Annotated in this window: 17 protein-coding genes and 4 pseudogenes; 5 read left to right on the top strand and 16 right to left on the bottom strand. The window is 30.4% G+C overall.

The window, feature by feature from the left end:
• Positions 1 to 226: 226 nt before the first annotated feature.
• The 10 genes and pseudogenes from QSG86_RS00865 to QSG86_RS00820 all read right to left on the bottom strand — a co-directional run bounded on the left by QSG86_RS00865 (position 227) and on the right by QSG86_RS00820 (position 6082).
• Entirely contained in the window at positions 227 to 850 is a 624-nt protein-coding gene (locus QSG86_RS00865; RefSeq protein WP_317032775.1) for a C39 family peptidase, read from the bottom strand.
• Between the two features lie 282 nt (positions 851 to 1132).
• Positions 1133 to 1516, bottom strand: a complete 384-nt coding sequence (locus tag QSG86_RS00860; RefSeq protein WP_317032776.1) for a hypothetical protein — start codon at positions 1514 to 1516, stop codon at positions 1133 to 1135.
• Between the two features lie 89 nt (positions 1517 to 1605).
• Positions 1606 to 1959, bottom strand: coding sequence for a hypothetical protein (locus QSG86_RS00855; RefSeq protein ID WP_317032777.1), 354 nt, complete (start codon positions 1957 to 1959; stop codon positions 1606 to 1608).
• Between the two features lie 3 nt (positions 1960 to 1962).
• Entirely contained in the window at positions 1963 to 2430 is a 468-nt protein-coding gene (locus tag QSG86_RS00850; RefSeq protein ID WP_317032778.1) for a hypothetical protein, read from the bottom strand.
• An 82-nt stretch (positions 2431 to 2512) separates the two neighbouring features.
• The gene (locus QSG86_RS00845) at positions 2513 to 3307 is read right to left on the bottom strand and encodes a hypothetical protein (RefSeq protein WP_317032779.1); all 795 of its coding nucleotides are present in this window, start codon (positions 3305 to 3307) and stop codon (positions 2513 to 2515) included.
• Positions 3308 to 3996: 689 nt separating this feature from the next.
• Positions 3997 to 4323, bottom strand: a complete 327-nt coding sequence (locus QSG86_RS00840) for a hypothetical protein (protein WP_317033341.1) — start codon at positions 4321 to 4323, stop codon at positions 3997 to 3999.
• Between the two features lie 393 nt (positions 4324 to 4716).
• Positions 4717 to 4860: pseudogene (locus QSG86_RS00835) on the bottom strand (RNA-guided endonuclease TnpB family protein); the annotation flags it as partial.
• Positions 4806 to 5008, bottom strand: a pseudogene (locus QSG86_RS00830) (IS3 family transposase); the annotation flags it as partial. The pseudogenes QSG86_RS00830 and QSG86_RS00835, both read right to left, overlap by 55 nt.
• 175 nt (positions 5009 to 5183) lie before the next feature.
• Positions 5184 to 5681 carry an IS3 family transposase gene (locus tag QSG86_RS00825; RefSeq protein ID WP_317032781.1) on the bottom strand — a complete coding sequence of 166 codons (498 nt, stop codon included), beginning with the start codon at positions 5679 to 5681 and terminating at the stop codon, positions 5184 to 5186.
• Positions 5682 to 5695: 14 nt separating this feature from the next.
• Entirely contained in the window at positions 5696 to 6082 is a 387-nt protein-coding gene (locus tag QSG86_RS00820) for a transposase (protein ID WP_317032782.1), read from the bottom strand.
• A 72-nt stretch (positions 6083 to 6154) separates the two neighbouring features.
• Here QSG86_RS00820 and QSG86_RS00815 point away from each other — a divergent pair.
• The 5 genes and pseudogenes from QSG86_RS00815 to QSG86_RS00795 form a co-directional block, all read left to right on the top strand.
• Positions 6155 to 6658, top strand: a pseudogene (locus QSG86_RS00815) (IS982 family transposase); the annotation flags it as partial.
• A 111-nt stretch (positions 6659 to 6769) separates the two neighbouring features.
• Positions 6770 to 7129 carry a class I SAM-dependent methyltransferase gene (locus tag QSG86_RS00810; protein WP_317032783.1) on the top strand — a complete coding sequence of 120 codons (360 nt, stop codon included), beginning with the start codon at positions 6770 to 6772 and terminating at the stop codon, positions 7127 to 7129.
• A 224-nt stretch (positions 7130 to 7353) separates the two neighbouring features.
• A complete protein-coding gene (locus QSG86_RS00805; RefSeq protein ID WP_317032784.1) occupies positions 7354 to 8646 on the top strand; it encodes a hypothetical protein in 1293 nt (430 codons plus the stop codon).
• A gap of 83 nt (positions 8647 to 8729) precedes the next feature.
• The gene (locus tag QSG86_RS00800) at positions 8730 to 9125 is read left to right on the top strand and encodes a transposase family protein (RefSeq protein WP_317032785.1); all 396 of its coding nucleotides are present in this window, start codon (positions 8730 to 8732) and stop codon (positions 9123 to 9125) included.
• A complete protein-coding gene (locus QSG86_RS00795) occupies positions 9073 to 9543 on the top strand; it encodes a transposase family protein (RefSeq protein ID WP_317032786.1) in 471 nt (156 codons plus the stop codon). The genes QSG86_RS00800 and QSG86_RS00795 overlap by 53 nt, the downstream gene beginning before the upstream one ends.
• A 23-nt stretch (positions 9544 to 9566) precedes the next feature.
• Here QSG86_RS00795 and QSG86_RS00790 read toward each other — a convergent pair whose 3' ends face one another.
• The 6 genes and pseudogenes from QSG86_RS00790 to QSG86_RS00765 all read right to left on the bottom strand — a co-directional run bounded on the left by QSG86_RS00790 (position 9567) and on the right by QSG86_RS00765 (position 15430).
• Complete coding sequence (locus tag QSG86_RS00790; protein ID WP_317032787.1) at positions 9567 to 10433, bottom strand: hypothetical protein; 867 nt, start codon at positions 10431 to 10433, stop codon at positions 9567 to 9569.
• 48 nt (positions 10434 to 10481) lie between these two features.
• Positions 10482 to 11612 carry an acyl-CoA dehydrogenase family protein gene (locus QSG86_RS00785; protein ID WP_317032788.1) on the bottom strand — a complete coding sequence of 377 codons (1131 nt, stop codon included), beginning with the start codon at positions 11610 to 11612 and terminating at the stop codon, positions 10482 to 10484.
• Positions 11609 to 12391 carry a glycosyltransferase family 2 protein gene (locus QSG86_RS00780; RefSeq protein WP_317032789.1) on the bottom strand — a complete coding sequence of 261 codons (783 nt, stop codon included), beginning with the start codon at positions 12389 to 12391 and terminating at the stop codon, positions 11609 to 11611. Before QSG86_RS00780 ends, QSG86_RS00785 begins: the two co-directional genes overlap by 4 nt.
• A gap of 293 nt (positions 12392 to 12684) precedes the next feature.
• Positions 12685 to 13824: pseudogene (locus tag QSG86_RS00775) on the bottom strand (IS3 family transposase).
• Positions 13825 to 13957: 133 nt separating this feature from the next.
• On the bottom strand, positions 13958 to 14623 hold the full coding sequence (locus QSG86_RS00770) for a hypothetical protein (RefSeq protein WP_317032793.1): 666 nt from the start codon (positions 14621 to 14623) through the stop codon (positions 13958 to 13960).
• A gap of 63 nt (positions 14624 to 14686) precedes the next feature.
• Positions 14687 to 15430: a hypothetical protein gene (locus tag QSG86_RS00765; RefSeq protein ID WP_317032794.1), complete on the bottom strand. Its 744-nt coding sequence runs from the start codon at positions 15428 to 15430 to the stop codon at positions 14687 to 14689.
• Position 15431 lies beyond the last annotated feature (1 nt).

Below are 15431 nucleotides of genomic sequence, written 5' to 3'. Positions count from 1 at the left end.
ACATTATATATACATTTAAATTTAAAACAAGCCTATATGTAGGTGAGATTGACATGATGCTTAATAAGCAAAAATTTACTTATTTTTTAAAACATTATAGTCAATCTAAATTCTGCTTAAAAATGAGAGACAATCCGTATGATAAGTGATCTATCATTTCGAAAATGAAAGTCGCTTTAATTTGATCGAATAACACTAAAAATCAATTATAGTCAAAAGAATATCCTTAACGTTGAGATATTAAGAATTTAATGGCTTGAGCAGTTGGTTGCTTGATATCGTTGCTAAAGAATATTGAATTATTTATTGGATCTTTAGGAAAAATTACCAAAATTTTTCCCCTTAAGTGCTCATCAGTACGAGTTTGCCACATTTTTGTAAATTGTGAATAGCTTAAGATTTTTTGACCTAATGCTGGATCGGATATTCTTATAAAATTCTTATTAATTCCTGAGATAACAGTGAAATGGTCATTTTTTCGATGCTTAATATAAGCGATCACTGGAAGTTTTAATGTCTGTAATATCTCTAAAGAAATAGCATAGCCTTTTGCATGAAAACCTAATTGATCTAATGCCCTTTGCATATCATCAAAAGATGCCATAAGGTCACCCTTATCCATGATTTTTAGGACTTCTTGCTCAGTGATCTTTTGGTTGTAATATCCATTAAGCAATGTTGCAATAGATGCTGCACCACAAGAAAAATCAAGGTCTTGTTTAATAATATTTTGATCACGAATTTTTTTCCATGATTTTACTTTAATTGTATCGTGATATTGATTAAAGTAGATTGGAGAGGCATAAGCTATTGAAGACGTTAATATAAATAAAAAACTAAATAATTTCATTTAATAAAGTTAAACACTAATATAAAACTAAAAAATATAATTTGACTCATTAAAGTATATATATTGTATGCAATATTATTTCTTCTAACTTTTGAGTGAAAATTTTTCGAGTAAAAATCTTTTGTAATTATTGGATTACCAATCATATAGTATTGAAATAATACTAATGTAAAAGATAAAATATTGGTAATAGAAAATGCAACTATACTTTTATTCAGGAAAAACATCCCTGTATTGATAATTATCAATACAAAGATAGTTAGAGTCAAATACTTCAAGGTTTTAAACCTTGGGCACCCCCACCAAAATATGCAATCTTGGTGTCAAATATCTTCCAACCGCGCTTCCAATCGGCCCTCCCACTGCTCCAGAAGCAGCACCAACAGCAATACTAGTGCCTAAACCACTCCATGAGAATTTTCCCGTTGCTGTTGATGATCCTGGATATCCTAACCCGCCATATAGACCTCCAAATCCAGCGCCAACAGCCATCAATGGAATAGCTGCACCTTGAGTATCTTTCATTTCTTGACGAGATAGTTCTAATACCTGAATATTATCAAATTTTTCTATATCAAATACTTGATTGAATTCTAAATGTGCTGAACTGGTATTAGATGTTTTTTCTTGAGCAAATCCAGGCGTCACAATTAACGATGATAACATTAAGACAGTTAAAAAAATTTTCATAAACAATCAGACAGTTAAAAAATTTTTCATAAATAACCTCCTTATTTTTTTAGATAAAAATTAAACTATCCATGTTTTATTCTGCGATAGCTATATAATGTTTGATGCTTAATAATAGTATTTCTTTTTAAATCAATAGTTTTTTTATTCATATAATTTTTTATTTTAATATCATCTTCGCTTTCATTATTTTTTAAGATATTGATGAGTAAAATAACATCAGATTGAATTTCTTCAGATATTAATATTATAAAATCAAAAAAAGAGGAGTTTAATTTTCCATCTTTATTGATTATCATATGTTGACGAGCATAAATATAGAAACCATAATCAATTTTTATGAAGTTGTATTTTCTATACCTGTCCTTTTCAAGTAAATTACTTTTTTCTTTAATAATTACAAAGCTAAAAGTAGACATTATTTATCGAGGTTTTCCATACCATACATGAGCACCATTTCTATTAGATGTATGATAATGAGTAAAACGTTGTCCAGCCCCATGATGAAATTCTCGGATATTATTTTTTCTAGCGATATTACTAGCTTGTGATCGAGTATTTGCCATTATACCCCAAACATTATTTTGTCTAGCTACATTGTTTCCAGCACTTTGTACCATTGATTTAGCAATATTTTGTGTAACATATTTTTGTGTTATGAATCGTCCTCCAGCCATAATACCAACAGCAACTAAAGGTGCAACAGCACCTTGAGTATCTTTCATCTCTTGACGAGATAGTTCTAATACCTGCATATTATCAAATTTTTCTATATCAAATACTTGATTGAGTTCGAAACCTGCTGAACTGGTATTAGATGTTTTTTCTTGAGCAAATCCAGGCGTCACAATTAACGATGATGATATTAAGACAGTTAAAAAAATTTTCATAGAAATTTCTCTAATTATTGTTTTAGTACATTTTTTTATAGAAATATTATTTTTGTTCTACGAAATGTTATAACATAACACATTAAAAATGAAAATTGTAGTTAATGCGAATTTCACTAGAATTATTAAATTCTTGGCGAATTGAAGCAAGAACATTTAAATTAGATTTATCAGTTAAACCCAGACCGATACCAAACATGTAATCTAAATTATTTCTTTTATTTTCAATTGTTTTAGTATTTAATTTTTGATTACCAATTATTTTAAAATTTAAACCTCCAATCAAAGAAATACGATCATTTGCAGCAAAAGCAACTTGAGGATTAAAGAAAAATAAGCTCGCTGGTTTAAAATGATCAGCATCGTTGATCTTTCGTTGTTGATTGTATTTATAACCTGTTGTTAAAGATAAAACGATAGGATCATAAGAACGATAAGTTGTTAGCCCAATACTCCAGCTCGAAAAATAAGAATTTTTCTGTTCATTTTTTTCAAAAGCAGAGCCTTCGACAAAACCTACGATAGCTGGATATTTTTTATCTTCTAAGAATTGGTAATTTAAACCTAGAGCAATATCTGAAATATTCGTACTATGATGAGATTGTTCTGTACTATCAATATCAAGAAAGCGGTGTGAGGTATAAATAAAATTACTACGTAGGCTGATATCTAAATTTTTAATAACACCATATTTTACGCCTAAGCTTCCTATGAGATACTCACTTTGTAATTTTTCATTTTTTACTTCTGTTGGAACATTGATAAAGGATGAATTGGAGACCTGTACAGGGAAATATCCAGAAAATTTTGCATTACTAATCTTACTATTACCATAAATCATACCTAGTTCTAACGTGACTTTTCCTTTATCAGACACGAGATTTTCAATGGTTAGGGGCAGATCTGCATGAGTAAATTGTGTTAGGCTTAAAAGTAGAAAAGAAAGATATTTCAATATTAATTATTCCCAAAATTGTTATTAAAGTAGTTCTTTAGAATATTTATTTTTAATTATTTTAAAATAGAACCCATCAATATTTAAAGTTTATATGTGGCTTTGTCTCCAATACCCCAAAAAATTAGCAACATACCATAGTTAAAATTTTTATGAAATCAGATGCAGAAAAAGCAGTTTTTTAGGGAGAGTAAAAAATTTAGATTATATACGTGAAAATGATTAAAAGAAAAAATCAAGGGTCGTATGCGTATAAAGGCAGTGTCATCGCATCAATTTTATCTATAAAAATCCAGCGTACAACTATTACAAAAAAAACTATATGTCCTAAAAAGTACATACTTTTTTCATATAATATTGTTTGAATTATAACCATAAAAATACAAGTAAGTGATGACCATAGCATACTAGGTTGTATATAACATCGACAAAATGAGCATTGATAAGGATATAATTTTTTGAAATTTAATGGATGAACAACATTTCGTCTACAACAAGGGCACTTCCTTTTGATTTTTTTGTTAAAAAAATAAATATGTAGCTTTGGATTGGCATTCATAAGTAATTTATACTCAGCAGAGTACTTATAAAGATAAGTACTCAAAAAATATTTAATTATTATTCTTATTCATTTTATTGGCAGCACTATAGGTGCTATAAGCTAGCATGCCATTCCTAATTTGGTGACTAACAAATTGATTTGTTATAAAACGCGTACCAACTGCAACAGCAACGGGTATAAATGGAACAAAAGCACCTTGAGTATCTTTCATTTCTTGACGAGATAGTTCTAATACCTGAATATTATCAAATTTTTCTATATCAAATACTTGATTGAGTTCTAAACTTGCTGAACTGGTATTAGATGTTTTTTCTTGAGCAAATCCAGGCGTCACAATTAACGATGATAAGATTAAGACAGTTAAAAAATTTTTCATAGAAATTTCTCTAATTATTGTTTTAGTACATTTTTTTATAAAAATATTATTTTTGTTCTACACAATGCTATAATATAACACATTAAAAATGAAAATTGTAGTTAATGCAATTTTCAAGAGAATTATTAAATTCTTGGCGAATTGAAGCAAAAACATTTAAATTAGATTTATCAGTTAAACCCAGACCGATACCAAACATGTAATCTAAATTATTTCTTTTATTTTCAATTGTTTTAGTATTTAATTTTTGACTACCAGTTGTTTTAAAATTTAAACCTCCAATCTCAGCCTTACAAAAGTGCAGATGCAACAGCTTTTCAGTGGCATCATCGATTTAACATACTCCCACCATTTTCGACTAGCTTAAGTAAAGGATTCTAAAAGCAAAAGCGCTTAGGTAACTTCCTTACGGATTTCACTTGCTTTCTGCTTCACAGGACGACCTTTACCACATCTTGCCTCCACAGACAAAACGGTATGTCCTACCGCCAAAATGTTGCAAAGAGTATTAACGTCTGCATTCTCGCTAAAACCGCATACTGACCATTAGAGCTATGTCTGTGTTTTGAAATGTAGAACACCTCAATATAGTCAAAGATATCCAATCTTACTTCTGTTCTTGATGCATATATTTTCTTCTTGATCTCTTTTGCGTTAACAGTTGAAAGAAGCTTTCAGCAACAGCATAAAGAATTAGAAAAACAAAATAAGCGTTCTAATCTAAAGCAAAGTATACGAAGTCGTGGAGTCCAAAAGACTATTATTGAACAAAGAAAGTTTAACTTTTGGGGGTCAGATCAAATTTTAGTGGACACTATCGCGAGATTCTGGAGTGAGAAAAAGTGGTGTTCAGCGGATGCTTACACTATACCGAACCGTCGCTCCATACTCTGTACAAGTATGTCACAGACCATTTCACTACTGATGCCTGCTGTTGTTGCTGCATAACTCATAATTTCTCGATCACAGCAGTCTAAACTGAAGACAACCCTTACTTTTTCACCATTCCAACATTTGATTTCAAAGCCATCCGAACTCCACCTTTTATTTGACTCCGAAACAATAACTTTACCCTCATGTGTACGATCATTCTGAAGTCGTTTAGGTCGAGTGAGCAGTAAATCATTCTGTTTCATGATGCGGTAAATACGCTTATGATTCACTTGTTTTAATGACATCGTATTTGCCTTTAAGTGACGGTTAAGATGTGCGGTAATACGTCTATAGCCATTACTGGGGCGTTGGTCACAGATGTCCCGAATCATAGGCAATAGAATGCGATCCTCCATTTTGTTATATCTCGAACGAGAGGTCGGATTTGGTTGCTTTAAGCGACGATAAAGGTTCGATCTCGCCACACCGAGTGTCAGCGCTATTTGTTGTGTTGGGTATCGTCTGGTGGTAATAAGGGCATATGCGATATGTACTTTTTTGTCTGAGCAATCTCTAAAGCATCTTTGAGAATTTCTGCTTCGACGATCTTTCGACCAAGCATTTGTTCAAGCTGTTTTACTTTTTTTAATAGTGCATTGTAGTCTGAAACACTGACGACTTGATCATTGGCTTCCACGGCAATTACTCCACCATCTTGCATAAGTTTCTTCCATTTAAACAGTAAACTTGGGGCAATACCATACTGTCTAGCAACAGAAGAAACGGATGATCCAGGTTGCATGGTCATAGCAACAAACTGTGCTTTTTGTTGACCTGTATAACGTCTACGACGTTGAGCCGATGTAATAACTTCAATACGTTCCATAAGACACTCCTTAACTCTAGTTCTATGCCTAGATCTTAATTTTGAGTGTCCGTTTTAATTGGGGGTTAATACAAACTCACAATTTCAGAGATCTGCTTTATTGCCATTTGGTACAAATGCTCTCATTTCAATAATTTCAAAGCCTTTTTCGCATGGCTCAAAGAAGACAAAATTCATTTATTTAAGTACTTATCTTGTTATTAACGTATGATTCATTTGAGCAATATGCACCAACTCGCCCTACATGCTTTACATGTGTCACTGATAAAAGGTCAAGATAAACAATATTTATGGATTGATTCAACAACACTACCAGTCTGTAAAAATCAACGGATTCAGCGCCATAAATCTCTAGCTAAAATTGCAACTCGTGGTAAAAGTTCGATGGGTTGGTTTTATGGTTGTAAATTACATATTGCGATGAATCAATTGGGTGAAATAGCATGTTCAGCTTTATCAAATGGTCATGTTGCTGACATCAAAATGGTTGAGCAATTAGTTAACGGCTTAGAAGCCAAGATTTATGCGGATCGAGGCTACATTAGCCAAGATTTAAAAAGCAGATTAAAGGAGAAAATAAACACCATTATCTCAAAAATTTAAATAACAAATATATTCCAAATATTGAGCTGAGTATAGAAGATATGCTTAAATTATGGAATAGATGGATTAAAATAACTGACAAATTTGACAAAATTTTATCAGATAAAAGGAGATGCCTTTATATATTACTCAATTATAAAAAGCTACAAACCAAATAAAATCATAGAGATTGGCTCTGGTTTTTCTTCAGGCTTCTTACTAGATGTTATAGAATATGAAAAAAATAAACCAAAAATTACATTTATAGACCCCAATCCAAGTAGACTAAAAAAATTAATAAAGAAAAAAGATTCAAAGAATATAGAAATATATGAAAAAATGATTCAAGATATAAAAGTTTCAATATTTAAAGACCTAAATGCAAACGATATAATATTTATTGACTCATCACACATAGCTAAATCTAGAAGTGACATATTGTTTTCAACATTATTCCCAGACTAAAACCTGGGATTATAGTTCACTTTCACGACATATTTTACCCATTTGAGTATCCTAAAACTTGGGTTTTAGAACAAAATAGATCATGGAATGAAATATATTTATTAAGAGCGTATTTAACGAACAACAGTAAATTAAAAATAGTTTTTTTAATGACTTTTTAAAAAAAAATGGAAAAAATAAAATCACATCCCAAATTTTCAAAAAAATAATATAGACTGTAGCTTATGGCTAAAAACACTTTAAATATAAAAACCAGTTTAAGTGATGAAAAATTGCACAACACAAATCGAGTGAAAATTTTTAGCTATGGTTTTTTATCAGGATATATATATTGCTTTCTTACAATAACATTACAAGCCGTTCTAACTGATTTAGGCTATTCAATAACATTTATATCCTCATTGGCTTTCGTACTACTTCCATATTCCTTTAAATTTTTATGGAGTGGATTTGCAGATGACATAAAGGCAAAAAATATTCACAATTGGTTATCTTTATTTGTAATGATTATAGGTTTCAATTTCCTGATATTAGTTTTAGCCATTAACAGCAATAAGGAATTTTTTTACATAATGCTATTTAATCTTGCATTCTTAGGTGCTAGCTTTGACATATTAACAGATATAAACTTAATTAAAAATTATAATAGTGATAATCGTCATCACCCCCTTTCATTACATATATTTGGCTGGAGGATCTCATCAATATTCGCAGGAGGTGGAATAATTTTCCTTTTCAATCTTATATTCAAAGGAGATCTAAATTATTTATTTATATTTTCATCTTTTATATTTTTAGCTTGTACTTTGATTTTCTCAATATCAAGTTTTAAATTAATGTTACAATTTTTCAAAAAACAAAAATATCATCTATTGTTATTGATTCCTATTATTTCAATATTCTTCATTGCAACAACAAGCCTTTACAATTTTAAAGAATCAAAATCGGTTTTTAATAGCCTAAAAGAAATATATATTTATTTAATATTCTATAAGCTATTCGACTTAACATTATCATCATTTGTTATAATTTTTTTAATCAAAGAATTTAAATTAACGCTTGAATATTTTGGAACAATTAACATCATACTCCCTTTACTAGCTGTCTTATTATGCGGATATCTATGGCCACATATAACTAAAATATTTTCATTAAAATCAATAATGATTACATCATTAATTTTAAAAACCACAAATATATTTCTTTTTATTCTTATAAATTCACTAGATTATAAAAGCAAGAGTGCTTTAATAATTTTATTTTCACTTAATATCATCTCTTCCAGCTTCATCACTTATACTTTCTCAAATTTTCTAATGCGATCAATAGATGAACCAAGAGCATCATTTAAATATTCTATAGCATCATCTCTATCGACGGCTTCTTTATTAATTACGGTCCCAATTGCATCTTTTTTAATTAACAATTACAGTTGGAATATATTTTTCTTATATATAATTATTTTACAATTATTTAGCTATATTTCTATTAAAAATATTAAAAATAGCAATCAATAGATATCTTTCATAAATCAAAAAATAGTCATCTTCTGACTAATATTTAGTCTCTAATTTTCTGAGTATTCGTACATAATTTGTAGATGAAATACATCGACTCAAAAAAGCTTTCTGAAACACAGTTTAAGCGCTATACAGGCATCTCGTGGTCAACTTTTGATTTAATGGTTGAGCAATTAAAGAAGCAAACTCCTTCCAAAGGCAGGCCACCCAAATTAAGCATAGAGGATCAGATTCTCTTATGCCTAAGCTATTGGCGTGAATACCGAACCTTATTTCATGTTGCTACAAGTTACGGAGTTTCAGAGCCCACAGCTTCAAGAATTATGCGTCATATAGAGGATTGCCTCATCAAGTCTAATCTATTTAATTTACCGAAGCATTTGCCAGAAGGTGAAGGCATAGACTGGAAGGTGGTGATCGTAGATGCTACAGAAATTCCAATACAACGGCCTAAAAAAACAGAAAAAAAGCTATAGCGGCAAGAAGAAAGCATATACTTTCAAAGTTCAAGCGATCATTCATTATAGAACTCAGCAAATTCTGAGTTTATGTACAAGCCGAGGTGCTGTGCATGATTTCGAATTGTTCAAACGTAACTTGCATCAGATTCCTGTAGGTGGCTTTATTCTTGCAGATAAGGGCTATCAAGGATTTTATGCTGTGTATCCGAATAGTCTATTGCCATTAAAAGCAAAAAAGCGTTGCACACTAGATCCTGAGCTGAAAATTTATAATCAAGAAATAAACAAGAGGAGAATCAGCATTGAGCATATATTTGGTCGTTTGAAAACCTTTAAAATTCTTGCTGAGCGATATCGTAACCGAGGAAAAAGACTGGGTTTAAGATTTAATTTAATTGCTGGAATTTATAATATGGAACTGAGCAGAAAATGACTTATGAAAGAACTCTAATAAGATTACATATACAATTCAAAAACATCGTAGTTGGAAAATTTCTCTATATATTCAACTATTGACATAGAGAATTCATCAAAGCTTATTTTGTTTTTAATGTATAAATCATAAAAACCATAAGGTCCACACAAATGCATTGCTGCAAGGACACCAGATAAAATACCTACACCATGCAATTTAAAAAGTTCAGAAAAGAGATCATCAGATTTCAAATTTTCTTTGAATATATCCAATATATCTATTCCCTTACTCACTTTAAACAATCCTTTCAATACACTTATATTATATGAAAAAGCTTCCAGTATAATTTTATCTTGAATAACTGGTTTTTTTAAATCTTCAAAATAATTTAAACCATCTATCCCTTTAAAACTACCTTCCCACAGATTAATATGAGTAGCTAAAATAATTTTTCCAAAAGATTCACTATTAGATGGAAATATAGAAACATCTTCACTCCATATATCATCACTAAGCCCGCCTAAATATAGTGAATCAAATAAAGTATCATTGTATTTTTTTTTAGTTGGAACATAAAAACCTAAATCATACAATAAAGCCTCACCAAATTGATAACCTACAAAACCTAATGCATTTATTGAGTGATATTGCATTATTTTCAAACTATTTTGATCATCTGGTTTGAATAAATGTATTACGCCCAATGTTGAAAAATACTCTTTAACAGTTAATTTCTTTAAAATTGGTTTTCCAGTTTTTAAATCTCTTTTAACCACCCCAGGTTTTATAGTTTCATAGTAATCTATTACTTTCTTATTGAAATTTTCTTTGTACCATATTTTTTTTTCAGTTGATATGCCAGACTCAACAGTTAAAAGTTCATTTAAAAATAAATTCAATGGTTTCATAAAATAGTCCCAAAAAAGTGATTCGAAATGTTTTTGTTCTATAACAGATTAAGTCTTTAAAATTTTCAACGACTCTGAAATTGAATTATTAATCCTGTTATTATTTATCATAACTATTGAAGATAAAGAGTCAGCTATATTTCGTGTTATGCTATATTTAGAATCATTAATATAGCCATTTATACCTAAAACTTTAAGGCAATCGAGACAAACATTAATACAAAGTTCTGAAACTTGAGATTTTAAAGACGTAAGTTCTAATTTTTTCATAAAATCATCATCCCGTCCTTTTTCAAAATTTATTAAGTTTAGAGTTATAGAGTTTTCAACCAATAGCAGGTTGTTATATATTTCTGAAATTTGAGCATTACTAATTGTATTTAACTTGTAATAAACTAAAGTTTTTTCAAACGAATTTGATGCTATACCAAACCAACATGCAGCCCAGAGTATATGGCTATATGGCATTATAAAATTATTAACAATTTCTTTGGATGAAATAGATAATATATCATTTTCATGAAATTTTGCTTCCAAAACATAACCATTACTACATGTTCCCCTTAATCCCATCGCATCCCATTTACTCATCAGCTTTAATTTGTACTTACTTTTATCAATATAAATAAAAATTTGTTTATTTTCAAAACTATTAGCTGTTAGTAAAATACCATCTGCATAATCTGCATAAGAGATCACAGAGCATTTTTTCATTAAATATAAAGTATCATTATCTCCTTTTTCTATAGTAGCAATACTTCTAGAAACATCTCCCCCTTTACCTATTTCTGATGTAGCAGAAGCAATTAATAATTGATTTTCAATAAAAATATTAAGTTCATCATCTTTTTTACTTAATATTTTATTTTTATAAATTGTATGCAATTGAGCAATATGCATAGCATATATCATACCAGCTGATGCACAAACCTTAGATAAAAGATATGTAAAATAAAAATGATCATAGACATTAAAAATATAATAATTTCTATCACTATCTATAATAGTTGACAACAACTTTTTCTCTTTTATCTTATTAAATGTTTCTGATGGAAATTCAGAATTATAATGAACTCTATCACATTCATCCTTTAAGACTGGAATTACATCCTCTTCTATAGTCTTTAAAGCTTTCTTAAATGAAGAAGACAAATATTTATCTATTTTTTTTAAAATCATATTTCGGTTCCTTCTAAATAAACAATATGGCTTTCTAATTGTTTTTTTAGAGATGGGTATTTACTAAAAAATTCCTCATGTTTCTTTAATAAAAACTTTGACTCTTTCGCACGTAAAAAATTAAAATTAGATGACGTCATTCTTGTTTTATCATGGTTATGTACTTTGACTTTAGCCTTGCCAGCAATAAAATAAGGAACCAAACCACTAGATAAAAGCCTAATAAATAAATCTGTATCTTCAACTAATCTAATATTTTCATCAAAAACACTTTTCATTCGATTTATATGAGAGGCCCTTATAGTTACCCCGTGGCCTATACCTATACTTAGTAATTTTTTAAATACATCTATCTTTTTTACAAAAATTTCTTGGATTTCAGGAGGGTCAATGTAACCAGTAGGGTTAACATATCTTACTGAGCACCAGGTTAGAGTAATTTCGGGATTCTTATTTAATACAGACAAGGAATCTTCTAAAAAAGTTTCACAATATTCATCGTCGTCATCTAAAAAACTTAAATATTTTCCCGTTGCAGCTTTTATACCAATATTCCTTGCACTAGCAGCTCCAAGATTAACTGTATTATTAATATACGTTACCTTAAATTTATAATTATTTAATAGTTCTTCATCTATCTTTTTTTTTGAACCATCATCTACAACTATTACCTCATAATCTTTAAAGGTTTGAATTGAAACACTATCAAGACATCTAACAAGCTCATTAGGTCTATTGAATGTAGGAATAATTATAGAAAATGTAGGGTTAGTATACATAATATACAATCCTAATAACATTAAACTTAAAATAAACTTCTAATAAAAAATTATTGCAGTCAATAATAGAAGCTTCTGCTGTAACTTTACTAAAATTAGAAAAAATCAAAAAAGTCTTAAATAAAATAATTTATCTTATTGATAGAAAAAATTTTCTAACCATAATGAAAGATTATATTATGAGCTAAAGCTATTAACCGACAAAAACAACTTTTTACCAAATTATTTCCATCGTCACTATTTTCAGTCTCTGATGTGTGCCGAAATAACAGGACACTTCCACTTGGGAGATTCTATGCAGCCAACTTGTAAAAGTCCTCTGCTGTCTGATTTGGTGTCTTAAAATGCAGACCTTTCTGAATTCTCTGCTGATTATAAAATAGCTCTATGTATTTTGTAATATCTGCTTTAGCTTCATCTCTGGTTTTATAGTTCCGATGATGTACAAGTTCGTTCTTTAATATTCCCCAAAAACTTTCAATTGGAGCATTGTCAAAACAGTCTCCTTTCTTACTCATTGAACCCTGAAATTCATATTTTTCAAGCATATTCCGATATTCATGACTGCAATATTGACGGCCTCTGTCTGAATGAACGATCAGGCCTTTAGTTGGCTTATGATTGCGAATAGCCATACTCAACGCATTACAAACAAGCTGTGACGTCATCCGTTCATTTACGCTATACCCAACTACCTGTTTAGTACAAAGGTCTTTTAAGGCTGCCAGATATAACCATCCTTCAGATGTCCAAATGTACGTTATGTCACTTACCCATGCTTGATTCGGGGTTTCCATTGAAAATTGTTGGTCTAGCAGATTATGGTAGACAGAACGATTGTTATCACTATTCGTAGTTCTTTTAAAACACTTATGGCACTTACAATACAGTGATTCTTCTGTTTAATGCAACGCACAGCATATTGGCTAATTTGGATACCTTGAGCCTTTAAATACTTGGTCAGCCGAATATAGCCATAGCTTTCATTGGTCTTTTCATGGGCAATTTTGACCAATATTGTCTGTTGATTGCTTTGAATTTTTCGTTGGCTTAAACCTTGATACTGAGACATTCAGCAATCCAGCCATCATCGTAGTTGGGTATGTGTTTTTGTGCTCTTTCATATAAGCGTACCTCACTGACTTTCTTTGGCAAAGTACGCTGCCGCTTTTTTTAGAAACTCTCTCCATTTCGGCAGTTTTGAGTTGTTGTTTAAGTTTCTTATTTTCTTCGAGTAAAGCAACGAGATCGGGCTAATATTGTTGTGTACCAGCCAATGTGCCTGCTTTTGCTTTCTTGTACCAATTTGATAAAGTTTGCATGGAAATACCGAGTTGCCGTGCTGTTTCGGAAACATTACCTTTGTTTTCTTCAATGGCTTTTATTGCTTCAGCTTTAAATTCTGCCGTATAAGTCTTTTGTTTTTTGCTCATGGTAAACTCCTAATGAGTATCTATAGTTTACCAAGTTAAAGTCTTCGTTTTTATCAGCACACATCACTCTTATTAATATTAGATATAAAAAATCTACAGTTTTCATACCCAATACAACCCATATTATTCTATTTTACTTATCTAATTTCCCAATTAGCTCATTCAACTTTAATTTAATCCTATTAAAAACATCATCCTTAGAACCAATTTCATTAATTCTTATGCAAGTTTTATCTGCTATCTGGCATAATGCTTTATGAAATTTATCTAACTCTTCGAATGGTTCATAGTCTGTTCCTCTATCATTGACTCTTTTATATGCAATCTCTGGAGGAGTATCAATCCAAAAAACAAAGTCATATTTTTTGGATATTTCATAAACATCAACTACTTTATTTATCTCATCACAATCATGTGCGATTGCTAAACCAAGTCTGCAAAAATTTGTACGTGGTTCAATTACATCAATCCCAGAATTCAGAAAAGGTAAAATACCACTATAATGATGTCTTACAACGCTAAAAGCTTTCGATAATTCAAATGGATATGTCCCAAAATACTCTCTTGGAGATTTACTATTATTTTTTCCTATAGCAATTGAAAGTTGGGGAACTAGGTCATCTTTTGGCTCACAAACATAACATTGCCGATCAAATGATCGTAAATATTGTCCAAGCATTCCAGCTTGTGTTGATTTTCCTGCACCATCTAGGCCAGTAAAACCAATGTATATTGCTTGATCTTTATAATTTGTATTTTTTACTTCTTGCAGTGTTTGGATAATACCTTTTGTTAGCATATTAAAGCTCCCTATATCAATTCCAACTAAACCATTAAATAAAAATTTCCATACAATTCATTTTTACAATGCCAAAAACTGTGATTTACTATAATAAATATGGGTAGATAGTGCAGTTTTTTCATGTAATATATTGTCTAATCGTTCAGGATAATTCCCATTTACAATTACACATTCATTAATGTATCCATGTTTAATCCATTCAGCTAAACACACATCTATAGACGTATGTCCTAATTTAACAACTTCACTAGCTAAAATTTTTTCAATTAATTTATCTTCCAACAAATTACCTGATACATCCTTAGCATAAATACCGTCTACATCTGTTAATACAATGAGTTTAGAGACACCGATTTGCCATGCAACCCATCCAGCTATAGCATCGGAAGTAATATCCCAACTATATTCAACAGGGTCTAAAGACATTAAAGTTTGTGATGGCAATAAAATAGGAGTTCTTCGATTTTGTATTGCAACTCTCACATCTTTAATATTCCGACAGGCGATTGATATCTCTGAATAGTTTGGGTCGGCAAGTATTAAGCCAATTTGGTCTTGAGCTAAAGCGCATGCTTCATGAGCTGTTGCCATGGTAAATTCTCTCTTTGCATATATTTTTTCTATAGCTTTATCTGGTGGACCCCCACCAGGAATAACTAATATATGCTTTCCATTTTTAGTAGCTTCATTAATGATTTTTAGCAAAGCGCATGTTTTTTCAGTATCGTTCACTATACTCCCACCGAATTTTATGACTAAATCAATCTTAATATCTTTAAAACCCTGTACAATCTCTCTACTCATC

Source organism: Acinetobacter sp. SAAs474 (genome assembly GCF_032823475.1).
In the GTDB taxonomy this organism is placed as follows: domain Bacteria; phylum Pseudomonadota; class Gammaproteobacteria; order Pseudomonadales; family Moraxellaceae; genus Acinetobacter.
The sequence above is the reverse complement of the archived record's forward strand: the minus strand, read 5'-3'. Positions and strand labels throughout refer to the sequence as shown.